The sequence below is a fragment of the Yersinia sp. 2466 StPb PI genome (genome assembly GCF_041538325.1).
Lineage (GTDB): Bacteria > Pseudomonadota > Gammaproteobacteria > Enterobacterales > Enterobacteriaceae > Yersinia > Yersinia enterocolitica_E.
This window is the reverse complement of sequence record NZ_JAULSL010000001.1, coordinates 412,694-433,908: the sequence shown is the minus strand read 5'-3', so window position 1 is coordinate 433,908 and position 21,215 is coordinate 412,694. Positions and strand designations below refer to the sequence as shown.

The window sequence follows — 21,215 nt, the reverse complement described above, 5'->3', positions numbered from 1 at the left end:
TTTTGAATAATTAAGTCTTATAAAGAATGACACTTCTTGATAATTTGTTATGTGATATCTATTGAGCAATTCAATTTTAAATTTAATAAACCACATTAGATCATGATAAACATGAGTATTTCACCTTTTATTTATTGTACTAATTATAACCAACTCATTTAATCAAGTGAGCTAATAGGTCTAATCTTGATGGCCTAATGTATAAATATAATTTTATCACTTCATTAAAAACACATTATTTACTCTATAACAAAAAAACAACTCAAGATAAAATCTCAACCGCCGATAATAATAAAGATGAAATATAAAACAATTTACTCAACTGTTTTATAGACACCGAAATTAGTTATTAACTGCCTTTCCAAGGTATCTTTCCCGTGTCCGACATTTGAGGTTTAATAACATGAGATTCATACAAAATATTAAAATAAGAACGGCACTTATACTCATTCTCATCGTGTTTTCACTGTTGTGGGCCGGGGCATCAGGCTTTGCTTTATACTCTCTTAAGCAATTAAACCAAGAGCTAGGTGTAACCCATACTCAGCAGCAAAATGGCGATATTATTAATAGTGCCAATGCACAATACTACCGCGCGACAACAGCGATGGAACGTGCTATGGGAGCAATGGCGAAAAATGACACTGGAGTTTTCGATCTTGAGATGAAGGCAACTCTTACCGAATTAGACGGCCTTAAAAATGGGCTCAGTCAATTTAAAACTATTGATCATGGGAAAATTGACTCAACCACAATAGATGATATTTATAACAGTTCTTTTAATCTCTATAACAGTGCAGTTTTGCCGATGTTTGAATCAGCAAGAGAGAAAAATATAAACAATTTTGAAGTAATAAAAACAGGTAAATATCTTCCGTTAAGACGGAACTTCAGTGCAGCGATAGACAAATACAACGCAAAAATTATATCCCTAAATGAAGAAGCAAATCAGCGGATTTCCCAATGGCTAGTGTGGTGTCAATATATCCTAGTCAGTGCGTTATTAATCAGTGTGCTGATCATGGTAACAACCGACCGCTATCTGGTTAACTTTCTCGTTAAGCCTTTGAACAGAGTAAAAGCTCATCTTGAATCTCTGGCACAAGGCAAACTTGACCACAACATCGTAGATCAGGGTAGAAACTGTATTGGCCAGTTAATTCCTTATATTAACAAGATGCAGGATAACTGGGCCAAAACGGTGTTTGAAATCCGCAACAGTGCGGATTCGATTTACAGGGGTTCTAGTGAGATATCAGTCGGAAATACCGATTTGTCTTCCCGAACTGAAGAACAAGCCTCGGCGCTGGAAGAGACCGCCTCCAGCATGGAACAACTCGGTTCAACCGTTCAGCAGAATGCAGATAATGCCGGTCAGGCAAGTACACTGGCGAACCAGGCCACTCGGGAAGCACAACAGGGCGGCGTAATTGTCAGTGGCGTCATTGCCACCATGACGAAAATTACCAGCAGCTCACATAAAATCGTCGATATCATTGGCGTCATCAACAGTATTGCGTTTCAAACCAATATTCTTGCGTTAAATGCCGCGGTCGAAGCAGCACGAGCAGGGGAACAAGGCCGGGGATTTGCCGTTGTCGCCAGTGAAGTGAGAAATTTGGCGCAACGCAGCGCACAGGCAGCAAAAGAGATTGATGTGCTGATCAATGAGTCAGTTAAAAATATTAAATCCGGGTCTGAACAGGTGACGCGAGCAGGTGATGCGATGGACAAAATCGTGAGCTCAGTCAGCAACGTAAATGACATTATGAGCGAAATAGCCGCAGCCTCGACCGAACAGAGTAAAGGGATCAGCCAAATTGGTTCTGCGGTGGTTCAAATGGACAGCGTCACGCAGCAAAATGCCGCCTTAGTGCAACAATCTGCTGCTGCTGCTGCCTCGCTGGAAGAGCAGGCTCGTCAACTAACAGAAATTGTCTCGGTATTTAAAATCAAAGGAAAGGCACCTGGCGTTTCAACAGGCCCTCTGCTCAGGCCAAAGACACGAGTTAAGAGTGTCGCATTAGTCGCAGAACAGGGCGGCTGGACTAAGTTTTAATGTTACCGCCCTTCGCTGCCTGTCAGCGAAGGGCACAGCGTACCCTCAATGATTCCCCCCTCATACTCCCAGAGAGAAATATTGCCCACTGCCAATACCTCAGCGGTATATCCTCCTGTTTTTATGCGCTCTCTTTCTCAGCGACTTCTGGAGAAAATTTATAAATCAATAAGGATTCCACCGGATATAGGACCGCTTTCGCTGCGGGCATACCAAGCAGATATCCCTGGCCAATATCACACCCAATATCCTGTAGACGCACAAGTTGACTGGTGTGTTCGATACCTTCGGCGGTGACTTTCACCCCCAGAGAACTGGCCAATGAGATAATGGCACGTACGATTTTTTCTTTTTTTTCATTGTGTTGGAAAGTATCGATGAAGCTCTTATCAATCTTTAACTTATCAAATGAGAAGTTGCAAAGCTGAGAAAGACTGGAGTAACCGGTACCAAAATCGTCTAACGCAATTTTTATTCCCTCATCCCTGAGTTTTTTAAGCGTAAATCGGGCTACATTGGCATTCTGAAAAAGTGCACTTTCCGTGATTTCTACCTCCAGACGATCTGCGGGCAGCCCCAACTCATTCATGACACTCATGATGCGCGTGCTCAGTTGCTTATTACACAGCAGTATCGGGGAAATATTAAATGACAGTACCAGATGAGCAGGCCAGCTTAATGTTTCGAGACAGGCCAGCCGAAACAACTGCTCCGTCAGCTCAGAGATTTTACCCATCTCTTCTGCCAGAGGGATGAATAGAGTAGGGGAAATGAATTTGCCTGGGGAAATCTCCCAGCGCGCAAGGGCTTCAAAACCGACTGTTTTTTCGGTTCTCAGGTCCACTAACGGCTGGTAATAGACAGAGAATGCATTACTCGCCAACGCTTTCTTAAAATCACTCTTAAGTTGGGCTCGGGATAAAAGTGTATTCTGCATCAAGGGAGTAAAGACTCGGACTTCCTCACGACCGGCCTTCTTAGCAATGTACAAAGCACAGGCCGATTGCTGAATAGCTTGTCGAAGATCGCCAGAATCTTCAGGATAGCGGGAGATACCAACATTGGCGGCTATATTAAAGGTAAAATCGCCAATTTGAATAAGGCTGCAAATAGTCTTCACTATGCGCTCGCCCAGCAATGATAGGTCTGCTTTATCTTTATTTGACTTTAATACCAAAAACTCATCACCACGTAATTTATAGACATTATCTGGGAACATATAAGAGAGACGTTGTCCAACCAGCTTAAATATTTCATTTCGGTGGCCGTAGTCGAGCAGATCGTTGACATCTTTAAACTTATTAATCTCTATACTTAGAACCACATAATTTAGTGCATCTTTATTCTTAGCAGAACGTGAAATATAAGAGTCGAGAAATTTTTGGTTAGGTAGGTCCGTTAAAATATCATGGCCAGACATCCAGTTGATGCTCTTTTCTGCCTCAATACGTTTCGCTATCTCCTTTGACATTCTGTTTATTCGCAATGAGCTATAGATAAACCCCAGCAATCCGGTGACATTTAGTGCAATAAAAACCGCATCTAGATTATATTTCTTATATTTTGACAAATAGGGAAGCAGCACCTCACTTAAATTAAATATGAACACAAAAAAATATGCGATTAAAAATATAAACCCACCAAATAAAAATTCAATCTTTATATTATCATGAGATGTTGGCAACATAAGTATCCCTTAAGATAATAATATTATCTTCATAATGTCATATGATGAACCACCCTATCTCGCCTAACACAACGACAATATCAAGCCATCATCCAGTTGATAATGAGTTATCGGCAAAATAAATATAAAGTTTAGATATAATCATTTTTTAGTCGATCAAAAAATTATTTTGACACTTTTGACAAAAAATCCATTTTGTTTATCGGGCAGAAAAAAGGTACTTCGATCAAGTGATAGTATACTCTCTGACAGAAATAAAGATGGATTATCAGCAGCTTAATTTTACATCCTAAAATCAGGAGGATTATGAAATTGCCTTTTCAACAGGTTATTATATTTGTCACACTATACTGCACGTATTTTCACTGAGAACCAGAGAGTGATAAGCTTTAAAGATAATCCATTCTCGGATTTCAATATTAGCGTAAGACACGTACGAATGAAGTAATGGTTTTATCGTCAGCTTGATTCTAACTCTCTGATTTTAATTCTCGAATTTGCTGAGAGATGACGTTAAAACGCGCAATTCACCAAATCAAACTGCATCATCAGGTGATTCCGGGGGCCGAAGCGATGTCATTATTGACCGAGCACACCTTTCCCCGTCATTCCCATGACGAGTTTGGCATCGGTATCTTTGTTCAGGGATCACAACATTCATGGAGTAACATCGGCAGAGTTGAGTCTTCAGCCGGAGATATCATCATGGTCAACCCCGCTGAAATTCATGATGATCTACCCGTTCAAGGCGCCCGTAGCTGGCATATGATTGATATCAACCCGGCAGTCATTGCATACGAACTGCGGGAATGGCCTCAGGCAGAAAGTGACAGTGACTAGGGCGAATCGGCTATGCTCAACATCACTACAACGTAAAGCCGGATTAAAGTGCGAAATACGCAGAGATAAGCTATTGGCCCCTCTTGTTAGGGAGGGGCTAACAATTATAACGTATTGGTGAAAGTTCGGGAGACCACATCCTGCTGCTGCTCGGGCGTCAGGGCGTTAAAACGTACGGCATAACCAGAAACACGGATGGTGAGATTTGGATAGTTTTCTGGATGTTCGATGGCATCCAGCAGCATATCGCGATTCATGACATTGACATTAAGATGCTGCCCACCCTCCATCGACTCATCATGGTGGAAATAACCATCCAGCAGGCCGACCAGATTATTATTACGCACCGCCGAGTCCTTGCCCAAGGCCGCAGGGACAATCGAAAACGTGTAAGAAATCCCATCTTTGGCATATTTGAACGGCAGCTTGCTGACAGAGGAGAGTGATGCCACGGCCCCTTTGCGATCACGGCCATGCATAGGGTTGGCACCTGGTGCAAATGGCATACCGTCGCGTCGGCCGTCGGGGGTATTACCCGTTTTCTGTCCATACACCACATTAGAGGTAATAGTCAGAATTGACTGCGTCGGCACTGCATGGCGATAGGTTGGCAGCTTGCTGATTTTCTTCATAAAACGCTCAACTAAATCACAAGCAATAGTGTCGACACGCTCGTCGTTGTTACCGTACTGAGGATATTCGCCCTCAATGGCAAAATCGACAGCCAGCCCATCGGCATCACGGATTGGTTTAACCTTGGCGTATTTAATGGCTGAAAGCGAATCCGCCGCTACCGAAAGCCCGGCGATACCGCAGGCCATGGTGCGATAAACATCGCGATCATGTAGTGCCATCAGTGACGCTTCGTAGCTGTATTTGTCATGCATATAATGGATGAGATTCAGGGCGCTGATATATTGCACCGCTAACCAATCCATAAACACGTTGAGGCTAGCCATCACCCGTTCATAGTCCAGCACGTCATCGGTCATCGGGGCACATTTCGGGCCGACCTGAATTTTGAGTTTTTCATCCATGCCACCATTGATGCAATACAGCAGCGTTTTAGCCAGATTGGCGCGCGCACCAAAGAATTGCATTTGCTTACCGATCACCATCGGGCTAACACAGCAGGCAATCGCATAATCGTCGCTATTAAAATCTGGCCGCATCAGATCGTCATTTTCATATTGCAACGAAGATGTCTGAATCGAGACATTGGCCGCATAACGCTTAAATGCCTGTGGCAACGCCTCCGACCATAAAATGGTTAAATTAGGCTCCGGCGCTGGCCCCATGGTTTCCAACGTGTTGAGATAACGGAAGGTATTCTTGGTCACTAAGGTTCGGCCATCCAAGCCCATTCCGCCCAGCACTTCCGTGGCCCAAATCGGATCACCGGAGAACAGTGAATCAAACTCAGGTGTCCGCAGGAAACGCACCATGCGAATCTTCATGATGAAGTGATCAATAAGCTCCTGCGCCTGCTGCTCGCTCAACACCCCGTTGGCTAAATCGCGCTCGATATAAATATCGAGGAATGTCGCGGTGCGGCCCAGTGACATCGCACCACCATTTTGCGATTTCACCGCGGCCAGATAACCAAAATAGAGCCACTGAATAGCTTCTTGAGCATTTTTGGCCGGTCCTGAAATATCGCAACCGTAGCGTGCGGCCATGGTTTGAATCTGCAACAGCGCGTGGCGATGCTCAGCCAGCTCTTCGCGCAAACGAATCACACTTTCCAACTTAATACCTTGCTCAAGTTGTGGCTGTAAATCGGCAAACTGTAGCTCACGTTCCCGCACCAGATAGGCAATGCCATACAGTGCGATACGCCGATAGTCGCCAATAATTCGCCCTCGTCCATAGCCATCCGGCAGGCCGGTCAAAATGCCGGATTTACGACATTTCAGCATCTCAGGCGAATAAACATCGAACACGCCTTGATTATGGGTTTTACGTAAATCAGTGAAGATATATTTGAAGTTGGCATCCATCTCACGGCCATAGGCGTCAAATGCGCTTTGCACCATGTTGATACCGCCAAAAGGATGTAACGCACGCTTCAGGGGTTTATCGGTCTGTAGCCCGACGATTTTTTCCAGCTGTTGTTCAATGTAACCCGCTTTATGGGCAGTGATGGTGGTGGCAATATCATCATCAAAGTCTACCGGCGCATGATTCGCATTCTCCAAACGAATCCCCTCCATAACCTGCTCCCACAATTTTTGGGTCGCAGGGGTGGCGCCGGAGAGAAACGACTCATCACCTTCATAAGGTTGATAGTTCTGCTGGATAAAATCTCTGACATTAATTTCGCTATGCCAATTGTTCCCGCTAAATCCGAGCCATGCATCGGCATATTTTTTATTATTTACATCAACATCAATCTTCATGAACAAACTCCAATAAACAGAATATAGCTGGTGATTTCATGGGGTTGAGGGTCAAAAAACAGCCTCGGAAACCGCTGCGTCCTGTTGCGCATAGCCAAGGCGGACCGCATCAAGCGCAATCATTTTTTCTTCATTGGTGGGGATAACTGCGGCAACGACCCGTGAGCGGGCGGTAGAGATGACATGAGAGGTTCCATGCTGTAGCCGGTTGTTTTTACCGTGATCGATGTCGACACCAAAAACGGCCAGATGCTCCAGCGTTAACTGACGGATAAGCGATGAGTTTTCGCCAATTCCCCCGGTCAGAATCAGGCCGTCGAACCGGCGCAGCGAACTGATATGCCCGCCAATATGGCGTGCAAGGCGATGCACAAAGGTATGTATCGCCAGACGCGCCGCTTCATGCCCCTCGTGATAGGCTTTCTCCAGCGTCCGCATATCAGCAGACAGACCGGAGATCCCCAATAAACCGGACTCCTTATTAAGCATATGCTCCAAATCTTCCAGACTTTTCCCGGTTTGGCGCGCCAGATATGCCAGTGCGCCAAAGTCCACATCACCACTGCGTGTTCCCATGACCAAACCGTCCAATGGGGTCATGCCCATCGATGTATCAACGCTTTTGCCGTCCTGAACCGCGCAGACAGATGCACCATTCCCCAAATGAGCGATAATCAGGCCGCAATCGCTCCCATCAAATCCGAAGAAACTCGCGGCAAGCCCTGCCACATAGCGATACGACGTGCCATGAAAACCATAACGTCGTACCCCCTGTTCGCGGAAATAGCGGTAAGGTAGCGCATAAAGATAAGCCTCCGGTTTTAATGTTTGATGAAAACCGGTATCAAATACGGCGACTTGTTTAATGCCGGGAAATAGCTGGCGTGCCGCCTCAACGCCGTGCAAATTGGCGTAGTTATGTAGCGGAGCCAATGGCGAAACCTTTTTGATTTCCTCCACCACCCAATCATCAATCAGCACTGATTCACTGAATATTTCACCACCATGGGCAATACGGTGGCCAATCAGCGAAATTGATTTATTAAGGCCACGCTTTTCCAGCTCATCGGCAATCGCTGCTAATGCATCAACATAATTCCATTGAGCCAATTGAAATTGAGTGACTCTATCAATCCGCAAAAAAGGTTTTTCAGTGCCAATACCGTCGGCAATCCCGGAGATTACCGCGTCACAATTGTCGGCGGTCAGTACTGAAAATTTAATGGATGATGAACCACAGTTAATAACCAAAACTGTAGGATTTAATGTCATGTGATTACTCCGCCCGTGTTTTTTGGGCAAAATACGGGCTTTTAAGCGCCGTCTTATATTAATTTGTAGACGATATTGAAGATGGTCAGCAGACCGACGAGGGTAACAAAATAGTTTTCTGGCCGGCCTCTGAAACGGGCCAGAGAAGGCAGTTTATGAACGGCGTACATAGGCAGCAGACACAGTAGTGAGGCGATAATTGGTGCCCCCATGGCTTCAATCAAATCAAGGATATTCGGGTTGAGATAAGCCACCACCCAGGTTGATCCCATGATGAAAAACATACTGACCAGATTAAGCTTGCCACCGGATATTTTAGTTTTATCGCCTTGGTAGCCGAACTTAATAATCAGACCATTGAGACCTTCCAACGTACCGAGATAATGTCCGAAGAAAGATTTAAAAATAGCGACCAGCGCAATCAGTGAAGCGGCATATTCCAGCGTAATGGAGAAGGTCGATTTGCTACCGGACATGGCAGAAAAATGGTTTGCCAGATAAGACAGCACTGGAATATTTTGTGCCTTAGCTTCTGCCATATTTTGCGGCGACAGCGTAAACAGGCAGCTAAAGGCAAAGAACATCACCACAGCCACCATCAACATGCTGGCCTTACTAATAATCTGAGAGCATTTTTTCTCAGTAAAATCCCGGCCAAACTCCGGTTCATATTCTTCGCGCTTTGAGACCACGAAAGAAGAGACAATCGGCGAGAAATTGAAAGAGAACACCATGATGGAAATACCCAACCACACGGTCACCAGTATGCCATCGTGCCCTAGCAGAGAAATCTGGCTCAAATCTACCTGCTCAATAACCGAGGCATTCCAGTAAGGGATCAGTGAGAGTGAAATCAATACCAGGCAAGTAATAAACGGAAATACCAGAAAACTCATCACTTTAACCATCAGATCTTTACCGAAGTAAATCACTGCAGCCATCAGCAACAGCAACGCCAGTGCCACCACACCACGGTTTAGCGGAGCCAGTTGGAGTTGATGTTCCCAGAAGGTCATAAAGGTATTGGTGATGGTTACGCCGTAAATCCACAACAACGGACAAATGGCGAAAAAATAGAGGAAGGTAATCACCACACCACCGGTTTTACCGAAGTGTTCTTCCACGGTCTCCGTAATATTGCCTGAACAGTTACTGCCAGATAAACATAAACGCGCCAATGCCCGATGACAGAGAAAGGCAATCGGATAAGCCAACACCAACATAATTAAAATAGGAATTAAACCGCCGAAACCTGCGCGGATTGGAAAGAATAAAACGCCTGCCCCTATTGCTGTGCCAAATAATCCCAAAGTCCAGGTTGTATCTGATTTGCGCCACGTTTTTGTTTCGATTGCGGTAGTGGTTGTAATAGCATTATCGATATCCATTAATAAATTCCTTATTAATATATTTTACGAAATACTGCCTAATCCCGTTATTTGTGATACGCGCGATAAATCAATATTGCCGCCTGATATAATGCTGACGGTCTTTTTGCCGGTGATATAATCTTTTAGTTTGCCGCTTAATAATGCTGCGGATGCTAATGCACCTGCACCTTCGGTAATAATCTTGTTACGCTGAATAAGGTCAATCATACTTTTTCTTATTTCATCTTCACTGACCAGTACAATGTCGGTAACCAATGTTTTGACGATTTCAAAAGGTAACGTACCTGGGCGAGTCACATCACAACCATCGGCAAGCGTACCGGTTTTACGATGATTAGTAATACTACCGCTATAATAAGATGCCGCCATGCCGTGAACATTCTCTGACTGGACGCCAATAATATTAATGGTTGGATTAATAGATTTAATTGCCAGCGCGATACCGGCAATTAATCCACCGCCACCAATAGGGACAATCACATTATCGACATCATAGAGATCTTCGAGTATTTCCAGCCCGATAGTGCCCTGACCAGCAATCACTTTCTCATCATCGAAAGGGTGAATAAAAATACGGTGTTCCATTTCAATAATTTCACTGGCTTTTGCTATGGTATCGTTGAAATTCTCACCATGTAGCACCACCTGCGCAGAATATTCACTGGTCGCCGCAATTTTTGATTTAGGGGCGCAATTTGGCATCACCACCTTGCTGTTAATCCCCAACATGGCACAGGATAAAGAAACCCCTTGCGCATGATTACCCGCAGAACAAGCCACAACCCCTTGCCTTCTCTCCTCTTCGCTGAGTGAGCTGAGCTTATTGAATGCGCCGCGAATTTTGAATGACCCGGTACGTTGCATGTTCTCAAACTTCAGATAAATCTCGCCATGACAGCGCTCACTCAGATAATTCGACCTCGCTAATCCTGTTTTGTAGATATGACCTCTCAATCGTTTTTGTGCATCAATTACATCATTGAGAGTTATCGGTAAGTTACTGTAAATTTTCATCTTTCATAGCCTTGCAGATTAAAATTCCTAAGAATTATGCATTTCGTTCGGCAGGATGCTACGACACAAAAAACTGCATTAATGTGATGATTACAGCAAAAAGAAGTGAACTTGATCTTTCAACCAGTTGTTTATTTCAATAAATGTAACGCGGTCGACATTCTGGAATTTGGATTAGTTTTTATAATCTAAAATGGGCTTGCTGAGTTCGATTAGCCGTGCCACAAAAACAAGCCGCATCCTTGCGGCTTGAGCATTACGTCAAATCAAGTAAGGTGTTTAATTGCGCTATCTGTTGTCGCCACTGGCATTGCAGCTCTGGCTTCTGATGCTTGAACTTACGTGCCAGATCCTGTTTCAGCTTACTTTCTAATTCCAACAACTCAGCCAACAACTGTTCTTCTTCACTTTCCACTAACATTATCGACTCAGGTTCGAATGTGGAGGCGGGCACAGAAACTGATGCGGGTTTATCGGCCAAAATGGCATAGACCGGTTCTAGATGGTGCCACTCTTCCAACCACTGCTTATCGATTAACCAAAAACGATTGCAGCTTTGTTCAATCAATGTACGGTCATGGGAAACCAGCAACACCGCACCACTGAAGGTTTTCAGCGTATTTGCCAGCTCTTCTTTACCTTCCATATCAAGATGGTTAGTCGGTTCATCAAGCAGTAGCAATGAATAGTTAGCCAGTGTCAGGCCGATAAATAACAAGCGTGAACGCTCGCCACCACTCAAGGTGCTAACCTGCTGCTGATGCCGAAGATAGGGGAATCCGGCACCGATCAACGCCATTTTTCGCTGATCTTCGGTCAAGGGTGCAAAGGGGGCTAAAGCCTCGGATAGAGTGTCTTCGTCACGCAGTTGTTGCAGACTTTGGTCGTAATAGCCCACACGTACCCTAGGATGGAACGTCACTCCCACGTCGGCGGTCTCTGGTTGGCTAAAAGCCCGCCATAGGCAGTGCAACAGAGAAGATTTACCGCAACCATTGCGGCCTACCAGTGCGACGCGATCACCGCTTTTGACCCGAAATTGTGCCAATTCAAATAGCACCGGTGCCTGAGCCGCTGGTCGAACCCGTAAATCTGAGAGTGCCAGCACTCGGTCTGCCGCCAGAGCTTCGCCATTTAGGCGCAATTGCCACTGATTACCGGCGGTAACCTGAGTTTGATCATCCTTGAGGCGATCGACCTGCTTCTCCATTTGTTTAGCCTTACGCGCCAGCTTTTCGTTGTCATACACGCTGCCCCAGATGGCCAGTCGCTTGGCGCTTTTTGCTACCCGATCAATTTCCTTTTGTTCGGCTAAACGGCGATGACTGTCCGAGATATCTTTCTCCGCCAATGCCTGCCGTGCCTGAGTGCAAGGCAGGCGGATAAATTGCAGATTTTTGTCACGCAAAATCCAGGTACAGTTGGTCACACGATCCAGCAAACTGCGATCATGTGAAACCAGTACAAAACTGCCCCCCCAATTCAGGAGAAACTGCTCCAGCCACAGCAGGGTAGGTAAATCCAGATGGTTACTGGGTTCATCCAATAGCAACAAATCTGGCTGGCGGATCAGTGCTCGTGCCAGCAACAGACGCGTATGCTGACCACCACTTAACGTACCGGCAGTCAGTGTCCAAGTGGGTTCATCAAACCCCAAGCTGACGAGCAAAACCTCTGCTTGCCAACGTTCTGGTTGATGCAGGCTATTGGGGAGGTGATTGAGCACCGCATCCAGTAAGGTGCAATCATCTAAAGCGGCGGGGAGATGTTGTTCAACCCGAGCCATCAGGCACTGGTTGGCGGTAGTGATAGTACCGGCCGTGGCGGGAAGATCACCGCTGAGGATTTTCAGCAGAGTGCTTTTTCCACAACCGTTATGGCCTATCAAACCAATGCGGTCACCTTTTTTCAGGCCGAAGGAAATCTCAGCCAGCAGTGGGCCGAAAGTGTTGTCGTAACCGACAGATTTTGCAGAAAGTAATGTGGTCATTGCTTACTCAAGTTTTACAGGCATAGAGATGCCTATCGTCAATAAAGCCGACGATAACCGGTAAGCCGGAGGGAAGTTGTCAGAGTGTTAGTTAGCTTCGCTCAAGCAGGTTATCGCAGCACGATACCGGTAACGCTTGAGCAATCACGATCACTAAAGACGAGTGAATAAAGAAACAATTCACGGGTCAACATAGTAATCCTCCTTAATATAATTCTGGTTAATGTATGACCTCATTATATTTAGTTTCTTCACTTTCTGCCAGTGCCGTCAGAAGGCCATAGACCGTCGTGGCTGTGGGTGTTTTTTGGCTAAGTACAGCTACGCGATTATCTCGTCCATCCAGCCAAACCAACTACTGACCCGCATGCGATTGCCTGATTCAACCATTAACGGCCTTGAGCCACGGATGGTACTGGCATCAAACTTACGCACTTGTCGAGCCAGATTTAGTTCGCCAGCTAAAAAATCAATTAACAATAAATATGTCTTGATGTAACATTCGATCATACATGATAATGCTTATTATATTGATACTCGTTATCATTTCCGTGCTAAATATATGGACACACAGTTGAATAAAACACCGAGGTTGAACGACGAACCTGCTGTCGAGTATCCGACAGCAAGTAAGCCCTTGTCTGTCACCAGCGAACAACTGCTGGGAGAGCACGGTGTCGCCTTTATCGTCCATCAAGGCGAACACTATCAACTGCGCCAGACCAAGGCCGGCAAACTAATACTGACCAAATAACATACACAGAACCCACGTCATGGGTATTACAGCAAAACAGCAGCCGTACAGAGCCGAGTAACGGGCCGCTAATACTGCTGTAGCATCAAAAGACGAAGGGGATAGCAAGCCACCCAGATTCTCGAATCAAGGCAGCCAGCAACCTATATATCTGTTTTATTCGCATAGAAAATATGGAGAATTGCCGACATGCCTCGTTTCATTTCTGACCGTTTCCGCTGGTCCCCACTCAGTTTGGCAATCGCTTGCACGCTGCCTTTGGCCGTTCAAGCGGCTGATACCACTACCACGCCGACAAGCAGTAAAAAGCACACTACCGATACCATGGTGGTTACGGCAACAGGTAATGAGCGCAGTAGTTTTGAAGCACCGATGATGGTAACCGTGATTGAAGGTACCTCGCCGACCAGCGAGACCGCCACCTCTGCGGCAGATATGCTGCGCAAAATACCGGGGCTGACCGTCACCGGCAGCGGGCGGGTCAACGGCCAGGATGTGACACTACGTGGCTACGGTAAGCAAGGTGTATTGACTCTGGTTGATGGTATTCGCCAAGGTACCGATACCGGCCATCTGAACGCCACTTTCCTTGATCCGGCACTGGTGAAACGTGTTGAAGTAGTACGTGGCCCATCTGCCCTGCTGTACGGCAGTGGCGCATTAGGTGGTGTTATCTCTTTTGAAACTGTCGATGCCGCTGACTTGCTGTTAGCGGGCCAAAATACCGGTTACCGCGTTTACAGCTCTGCGGCTACCGGTGATCACAGTTTCGGCCTCGGTGCCAGTGCCTATGGCCGCACCGATGATGTTGATGGCATTCTCTCCTTCGGTACCCGTGATATCGGCAATATCCGTCAGAGTAATGGTTTTGATGCACCAAATGACGAAACCATCAGTAATGTGCTGGCAAAAGGAACCTGGCATATTGACCAGATTCAATCACTGAGTGCCAATCTGCGCTATTACAACAACAACGCAATAGAACCCAAAAATCCACAAACCAGTGCAGCTTCCAGTGGCAATGTCATAACCAATCGTTCAACGATCCAACGTGATGCCCAACTCAGTTACCACCTTAAGCCACTGGATCAGGAGTGGTTGAATGCCACCGCACGGGTTTACTACTCTGAAGTGGAAATCAATGCACGGCCACAAGGTGCAACCGAAGAGGGACGTAAACAAACCACGGAAGGCGGAAAGCTGGAAAACCGGACGCGTTTGTTTACCGACAGCTTTGCATCACACCTGCTGACTTACGGCACAGAAGCCTATAAACAAGAGCAGACGCCGGGGCGCGCGACGACCAGCTTCCCACAAGCAGATATTCGGTTTGGCTCCGGCTGGCTACAAGATGAAATCACCCTGCGCGACCTGCCAGTGTCCATTTTAGCCGGTACCCGTTATGACAACTATAGCGGCAGCAGCGAAGGCTATGCTGACGTCGATGCCGACAAATGGTCATCACGCGGCGCAGTGAGTGTTACCCCCACTGACTGGTTGATGCTGTTTGGCTCCTATGCCCAAGCTTTCCGCGCACCAACCATGGGCGAGATGTACAACGACTCAAAACACTTCTCAATCCCTATCCGCCCGGGAATGACACTCACCAACTACTGGGTGCCCAATCCGAATCTAAAACCGGAAACTAATGAAACCCAAGAGTACGGGTTTGGTTTACGTTTCAATGATTTGCTAATGGCTGAAGATGACCTGCAATTCAAGGCCAGCTACTTCGATACCAATGCGAAAGACTATATCGACACCAGCGTTAATATGACGGCGATGACCACCACATCAGTGAATATCGACCGGGTAAAAATCTGGGGTTGGGATGCCACCATGAGCTATAAAACAGCCCTGTTTAACTGGGATCTGGCCTATAACCGTACCCGGGGTAAAAATCAGAGCACCAATAAATGGCTCGAGTCCATTAACCCGGATACCGTCACCAGCGTAGTGGATATCCCGGTTGCCAGCAGTGGTTTCGCGGTGGGTTGGATTGCCACATTTGCTGACCGCTCCAAACCGTTAAGCACCGGTAAACGTCAGGCCGGTTATGGTCTCAATGATTTCTATGTCAGCTATAAAGGCCAGGAACAACTGAAAGGTGTCACAACTACCGTGGTTCTGGGCAACGCATTCGACAAAGAGTACTACGCGCCGCAAGGCGTGCCACAAGATGGCCGCAACGCGAAGCTATTTGTGAGTTACCAGTGGTAATTCATTAAAAAAAGATAGTCTGAAACTACTCATCCGGTAATCCAATTTATGGGTTACCGGATTATCATTTAACGCTGTCACCTGCATATAAAAAATCAATAGAACGAGGATGTCATTAATGAGCAAATCTATATATGAGCAGTACATACAAGCCAAAGCGGATAACCCAGGCAAATACGCGCGTGATTTAGCGACACTAATGGGTATTTCAGAAGCGGAATTGACTCATAGCCGTGTGGGTCATGATGCAAAACGCTTACAAGGCGATGCCCGCACCCTACTGGCCGCATTGGAGGCGGTGGGGGAAGCCAAAGCTATCACCCGCAACACCTATGCCGTGCATGAGCAGATGGGCCGTTACCAGAATCAACATCTGAACGGTCATGCGGGTTTAATCCTTAACCCGCGTGAATTGGATTTGCGGTTGTTCCTCAATCAGTGGGCCAGTGCATTCACACTGTCAGAAGAGACACGCCACGGTGTGCGCCATAGTATCCAGTTCTTTGACCAGCAGGGTGATGCGTTACATAAAGTCTATGCTACTGAACAGACGGATATGGTGGCTTGGCAAGCCGTGCTGGCGAAGTTTATCAGTACAGAAAATCCAGCATTGCCATTAGAAGCACTGAGCACACCTGAAGTGGCCGAGCCAACAGTTGATGATGCCACCGTGGATACCGAATGGCGTGCCATGACCGATGTACACCAATTCTTCCAGTTGCTTAAGCGCAATAATTTGACCCGCCAGCAAGCATTCCGCGCCGTCGGGGATGATCTCGCCTATCGTGTTGATAACAGTTCACTGACACAACTACTGAATATCGCCCAGCAGGATCAGAACGAAATCATGATTTTTGTGGGTAACCGCGGCTGCGTGCAAATTTTCACCGGTTTAATTGAGAAAGTGGCCCCGCATCAAGACTGGATTAACGTTTTCAATAAACGCTTTACGCTGCATCTGATTGAAACTGCTATTGCTGAAAGCTGGATCACCCGTAAACCAACCAAAGATGGGTTTGTCACCAGTTTGGAACTGTTTGCCGCCGATGGTACCCAACTTGCTCAACTTTATGGTCAACGCACCGAAGGGCAACCAGAACAAAATCAATGGCGTGAGCAGATTGCCCGCCTGATCAATAAGGATATCGCTGCATGAGGCTAAGGCTGCTGTCACTCCCTTTCATTCTGTCACTGAGCGCCGGTATTCTGCCGCTAAATACATTCGCCGCAGAACGTATTGTCACCATTGGTGGTGATGTAACAGAAATCGCCTATGCACTCGGTGCTGGTGGCGAGATTGTGGCTCGTGACAGTACCAGTCTACAACCGCAGGCAGTGCAGAAGCTGCCTGACGTGGGGTACATGCGAATGCTCAATGCCGAAGGGATTTTGGCGATGAAGCCGACCATGCTGTTGGTCAGCGAACTGGCTCAACCCTCATTGGTACTCAAACAGGTTGCCGACAGCGGGGTTAACGTGGTTACCGTACCGGGACAAATCACGCCGGAAAGTGTAACGGCGAAGATTAGTGCGGTCGCCACAGCGCTTCATCAGCCAGAACAAGGCCAAAAACTGATTAAAGACTACCAACAACGTTTAGCTGCGGTGAGTAGTACGCCACTGCCGGTAAAAGTGCTGTTTGTTATGAGTCACGGTGGCCTGACACCGATGGCTGCCGGTCAGAATACTGCCGCAGATGCCATGATCCGTGCCGCCGGTGGTAGCAATGCCATGCAAGGCTTTAGCCGCTACCGCCCACTGTCACAAGAGGGGGTTATCGCTAGTGCACCGGACTTATTGCTGATTACCAGTGCCGGTGTGAAAGCACTGGGTGGCAATGAGGGGGTCTGGAAATTACCCGGTATAGCCCTGACACCCGCGGGTCAACATAAGCGCCTGTTAGTGGTGGATGACATGGCATTACTTGGCTTTGGCTTGGAAACGCCGCAAGTGCTGGCGCTGCTGCGCAAAGGCATGGAACAAGCGCAATGAATTGCCGTATCCATCCACGCCTGATGCTGAGCATCTTACTGATGGTTCTAATCTTATTAGCACTCGGCTCGGCCAATATGGGGGCTTTGACGCTCTCGTTCCGTACCTTGTGGCATGCATCATTAGATGATGCTATGTGGCATATCTGGTTGAATATCCGCCTGCCGCGCGTGTTGTTGGCGGTGGTTGTCGGCTGCGCGCTGGCGGTTTCCGGTGCCATCATGCAAGGGTTATTCCGTAATCCGCTGGCTGATCCCGGCCTATTGGGTATCAGTAGTGGTGCCGCTTTGTGTGTCGGGCTAATTATTGTCATGCCATTCAGCCTGCCGCCACTATTAGCCCTTTATAGCCATATGGTCGGCGCGTTTATTGGCAGCCTGGCCATCTCAGCCATTATTTTTACCCTCAGCCGCTGGGGCCATGGCAACTTATCCCGCCTGCTACTGGCTGGTATCGCCATTAATGCGCTGTGCGGTGCGGCGGTCGGGGTGCTGACTTATATCAGTGATGACCAGCAATTACGCCAGTTCTCACTCTGGAGTATGGGGAGCTTAGGCCAGGCTCAATGGTCAACACTGATGGTGGCGGCTTCTCTGATCCTACCCGCCTGTGTTCTTGGATTATTACAGGCGCGTCAGTTGAATCTGTTGCAGCTAGGAGATGAAGAGGCACACTACCTCGGTGTTAATGTACGCCAAGCCAAGCTGCGTTTGCTATTACTGAGCGCCATCTTGATCGGTGCCGCGGTGGCTGTCAGTGGAGTTATCGGTTTTATCGGGCTGGTCGTGCCACATCTTATCCGCATGCGTATCGGTGCTGACCACCGCTGGTTGCTGCCCGGTGCCGCACTGGGTGGGGCTTGTCTATTACTGACCGCCGATACTCTGGCCCGTACCTTAGTCGCCCCGGCTGAAATGCCGGTCGGGTTGATAACCAGCCTACTGGGTGGCCCTTATTTTCTATGGCTGATTTTACGTCAGCGGGAGCAACTCAATGGTTGATATAGCAGGGATTAATATAGCTGGAGTTAATCAGGCAGTAACACCGCCGGCGTTATTAGAGGCTAATCAGCTCGCCTATCATGTGCAGGGCCAGAGGCTAATCAAGAATGTTTCGCTACAAATTGCCAGCGGCGAAATGGTAGCCATTATCGGGCCGAATGGCGCGGGGAAATCAACCCTGCTGCGCTTGTTAACCGGCTACCTCACCCCTTCTGATGGCGAATGCCAATTGCTCGGCAAAGATCTGAAGAGCTGGCAGCCGCAGGAATTGGCCCGTACCCGTGCAGTCATGCGGCAATACAGCAGTCTGGCTTTTCCATTTAGTGTTAGCGAAGTGATTCAGATGGGCCGAGCCCCTTATGGCGCGGCACAAAATAGGCAAGCTTTAGAAGAGGTGATGGCTCAAACGGACTGTTTGTCACTGGCACAGCGTGACTATCGCGCACTGTCTGGTGGTGAGCAACAACGGGTACAATTAGCCCGCGTATTAGCACAATTGTGGCAACCACAACCGACACCACGCTGGTTGTTCCTTGACGAACCGACCTCCGCATTAGATTTGTATCATCAACAGCATACCCTGCGCCTATTGCGCCAGCTCACCCACCAAGAACCCTTGGCGGTGTGCTGTGTGTTGCATGATTTGAATCTGGCCGCACTCTATGCCGATCGTATTTTGCTGCTAGCACAGGGCGAACTGGTGGCCTGTGGCACACCAGCGGAAGTGCTCAATGCCGAGACGCTGACTCGCTGGTATCAGGCAGATTTGGGGATTTCACGCCACCCTGAAACCGCACTACCACAGATCTATCTGCGCCAGTAAATGATACACATTGCGAGGCTCAAAGCGAGCGGCCAGTCAGACTGACGACAAATCACGATGATGCGATCTGAAGCCGTGAGAATAGGCAAAAGAGTAAAACGTCGCGCCTGGGATGGCGCAGCTCGAACCACCAAGGGCGATGTTACCATCTGCCTATTCTCTGCGCCGCCGGCACTTTGCCATTAACCTCACCCGTCTAAGGCTAGCTTTGCTTTTCTAACGCCACCTTCGGTTCTGCATCAGCCAACAATTCATAAATTGCCTTACCCACAATTTGCACTGCTCGTTCGATTTCTGCGGTCATTGGTTTGCTGTAGCTGAGCCGCAGGCAATTGCGGTATTTCCCTGAAGCTGAACTAATAAACCCAGCGGCAACCTGTACCCCCTGTGGTAATAAGCAGCGATTAAGCCGCAAGCTATCAAATCCATGAGGCAACTCGACCCAGAGCATAAAGCTGCCCTGCGGCCTGCTCAGACAGGTACTCGGTGGAAAGTATTTCATTACCCAACTGGTCATAATATCGCGGTTACGTTGATATTGGCGGCGCATCCGGCGCAAGTGCTGCATGTAATGCCCTTGCTTGATAAACTCAGCCATCGCCAGTTGTGGCAACGACGCCACCCGCCCAGCAGAAATATATTTCATGTGCAGCGCTTTCTCTAAATAGCGCCCCGGTGCAATCCAACCAATGCGTAAACCAGGTGCCACCGTTTTAGAAAAAGAACTGCACAGCAGTACCCGACCATCATCATCAAATGAGGCAATGGTCGGTGGGCGCGGGTATTGATAAGCCAACCCGCCATATACATCATCTTCAATAATCGCCACATCATAGCGCTGAGCTAAGGTCAGTAAAGCCTTCTTGCGTTCGTCCGGCATATTGTAGCCCAGAGGGTTATTGCAGGTTGGAGTAAGCTGAATCACTTTGATCGGCCATTGATCCAGTGCCATTTCCAATGCCTCCAGACTGATCCCCACCACCGGATCGGTCGGGATCTCAATCACCTTCATTCCCATCCCTTTCAGGGTTTGCATCGCACCGTGAAAACTGGGGGAATCGATAGCAACAATATCACCGGCCTGACAAACCGCCCCCAATGCGATAGCCAATGCGCCATGGCAGCCAGAAGTAATAATGATATTTTCAGCCGACTGATGATTACCGCTATCCAGCATCAGCCGGGCAATTTGCTCACGCAAAGCCGGGGTACCATAAATATTGTCGTACTCCAGCACTTCCTCGCTTTGGTGTAGGCTAATCCGGCTAAGCAATCGACTGAGTATTTTTAGTCCCGGCCCAGACAGGTCGGGCGAACCGACGCCCAAATGGATAACATTCGCTTGATCGCCCCTGGTCAAAAATGCCAGCGTATTTTCCCACTGTGATACCTCTACCGGCCGCTGGGCATGGGTGCATGTCGCCGGTAAGGAAGGCAGGTTTGAACTGCAACGCACGAAATAGCCCGATTTCGCGCGCGCTTCAATTAGCAGGCACTCTTCCAACTGCCGATAAGCCTGCTGGACGGTACTGATACTGACACCATGCTCGTCACTCAATACTCTGACAGAAGGCAGCCGCTCCCCTGCAATATACAGCCCCTCTTTAATCCGTTGACTAAGAATATCAGCCAGTTGTTGGTAACGAGTCATTGATATCACCTGATAAATTGAGTGGGACCAGTACAGATGGCGCTTATTTGTACCATTCAGTTTATATATCGCATATCTGTATGGAAATAATAGTCCCCATTTGCATCTGTAATGTTTTTCGC

At 47.6% G+C, this 21,215-nt stretch carries 16 protein-coding genes; 8 read left to right on the top strand and 8 right to left on the bottom strand.

What is annotated here, in order from left to right:
- The first annotated feature begins 403 nt into the window (after positions 1–403).
- On the top strand, positions 404–2,059 hold the full coding sequence (locus Q2T72_RS02000) for a methyl-accepting chemotaxis protein (RefSeq protein ID WP_372568561.1): 1,656 nt from the start codon (positions 404–406) through the stop codon (positions 2,057–2,059).
- Between the two features lie 121 nt (positions 2,060–2,180).
- On the opposite strand, the gene Q2T72_RS01995 is transcribed toward Q2T72_RS02000, so the two are convergent.
- Positions 2,181–3,746 carry a putative bifunctional diguanylate cyclase/phosphodiesterase gene (locus Q2T72_RS01995; protein WP_372568560.1) on the bottom strand — a complete coding sequence of 522 codons (1,566 nt, stop codon included), beginning with the start codon at positions 3,744–3,746 and terminating at the stop codon, positions 2,181–2,183.
- 507 nt (positions 3,747–4,253) lie between these two features.
- On the opposite strand from Q2T72_RS01995, the gene Q2T72_RS01990 reads away from it, so the two are divergent.
- The gene (locus Q2T72_RS01990; RefSeq protein WP_372568559.1) at positions 4,254–4,586 is read left to right on the top strand and encodes an AraC family ligand binding domain-containing protein; all 333 of its coding nucleotides are present in this window, start codon (positions 4,254–4,256) and stop codon (positions 4,584–4,586) included.
- A 104-nt stretch (positions 4,587–4,690) separates the two neighbouring features.
- Here the strand turns inward: Q2T72_RS01990 and pflB are convergent, their stop codons facing one another.
- From pflB to Q2T72_RS01960, 6 genes are all read right to left on the bottom strand, one after another.
- Entirely contained in the window at positions 4,691–6,985 is a 2,295-nt protein-coding gene (pflB, locus tag Q2T72_RS01985) for a formate C-acetyltransferase (protein WP_372568558.1), read from the bottom strand.
- 51 nt (positions 6,986–7,036) lie between these two features.
- The gene (tdcD, locus tag Q2T72_RS01980) at positions 7,037–8,257 is read right to left on the bottom strand and encodes a propionate kinase (RefSeq protein ID WP_372568557.1); all 1,221 of its coding nucleotides are present in this window, start codon (positions 8,255–8,257) and stop codon (positions 7,037–7,039) included.
- 53 nt (positions 8,258–8,310) lie between these two features.
- Positions 8,311–9,645 (bottom strand): threonine/serine transporter TdcC, encoded by a 1,335-nt coding sequence (tdcC, locus tag Q2T72_RS01975; RefSeq protein WP_083161055.1) that lies wholly within the window; start codon positions 9,643–9,645, stop codon positions 8,311–8,313.
- Positions 9,646–9,669: 24 nt separating this feature from the next.
- Positions 9,670–10,662 (bottom strand): bifunctional threonine ammonia-lyase/L-serine ammonia-lyase TdcB, encoded by a 993-nt coding sequence (tdcB, locus tag Q2T72_RS01970; protein ID WP_083161057.1) that lies wholly within the window; start codon positions 10,660–10,662, stop codon positions 9,670–9,672.
- Between the two features lie 256 nt (positions 10,663–10,918).
- Complete coding sequence (locus Q2T72_RS01965; protein WP_083161059.1) at positions 10,919–12,652, bottom strand: ABC-F family ATP-binding cassette domain-containing protein; 1,734 nt, start codon at positions 12,650–12,652, stop codon at positions 10,919–10,921.
- 321 nt (positions 12,653–12,973) lie between these two features.
- Positions 12,974–13,132, bottom strand: a complete 159-nt coding sequence (locus Q2T72_RS01960) for a hypothetical protein (protein ID WP_193784745.1) — start codon at positions 13,130–13,132, stop codon at positions 12,974–12,976.
- Positions 13,133–13,214: 82 nt separating this feature from the next.
- Here Q2T72_RS01960 and hemP point away from each other — a divergent pair, with 82 nt between their 5' ends.
- The 6 genes from hemP to Q2T72_RS01930 all read left to right on the top strand — a co-directional run bounded on the left by hemP (position 13,215) and on the right by Q2T72_RS01930 (position 19,442).
- Positions 13,215–13,406 carry a hemin uptake protein HemP gene (gene hemP, locus Q2T72_RS01955; protein ID WP_083161063.1) on the top strand — a complete coding sequence of 64 codons (192 nt, stop codon included), beginning with the start codon at positions 13,215–13,217 and terminating at the stop codon, positions 13,404–13,406.
- A 189-nt stretch (positions 13,407–13,595) separates the two neighbouring features.
- Positions 13,596–15,626, top strand: coding sequence for a TonB-dependent hemoglobin/transferrin/lactoferrin family receptor (locus Q2T72_RS01950; RefSeq protein WP_372568556.1), 2,031 nt, complete (start codon positions 13,596–13,598; stop codon positions 15,624–15,626).
- A 118-nt stretch (positions 15,627–15,744) separates the two neighbouring features.
- Positions 15,745–16,782, top strand: coding sequence for a hemin-degrading factor (locus tag Q2T72_RS01945; RefSeq protein WP_372568555.1), 1,038 nt, complete (start codon positions 15,745–15,747; stop codon positions 16,780–16,782).
- Positions 16,779–17,618 carry a hemin ABC transporter substrate-binding protein gene (locus Q2T72_RS01940; protein ID WP_372568554.1) on the top strand — a complete coding sequence of 280 codons (840 nt, stop codon included), beginning with the start codon at positions 16,779–16,781 and terminating at the stop codon, positions 17,616–17,618. Before Q2T72_RS01945 ends, Q2T72_RS01940 begins: the two co-directional genes overlap by 4 nt.
- A complete protein-coding gene (locus Q2T72_RS01935) occupies positions 17,615–18,619 on the top strand; it encodes a FecCD family ABC transporter permease (protein ID WP_372568553.1) in 1,005 nt (334 codons plus the stop codon). The genes Q2T72_RS01940 and Q2T72_RS01935 overlap by 4 nt, the downstream gene beginning before the upstream one ends.
- Positions 18,612–19,442, top strand: coding sequence for a heme ABC transporter ATP-binding protein (locus tag Q2T72_RS01930; RefSeq protein ID WP_372568552.1), 831 nt, complete (start codon positions 18,612–18,614; stop codon positions 19,440–19,442). Before Q2T72_RS01935 ends, Q2T72_RS01930 begins: the two co-directional genes overlap by 8 nt.
- Positions 19,443–19,644: 202 nt before the next feature.
- On the opposite strand, the gene Q2T72_RS01925 is transcribed toward Q2T72_RS01930, so the two are convergent.
- Positions 19,645–21,093 (bottom strand): PLP-dependent aminotransferase family protein, encoded by a 1,449-nt coding sequence (locus tag Q2T72_RS01925; protein WP_372568551.1) that lies wholly within the window; start codon positions 21,091–21,093, stop codon positions 19,645–19,647.
- Positions 21,094–21,215: the final 122 nt, after the last annotated feature.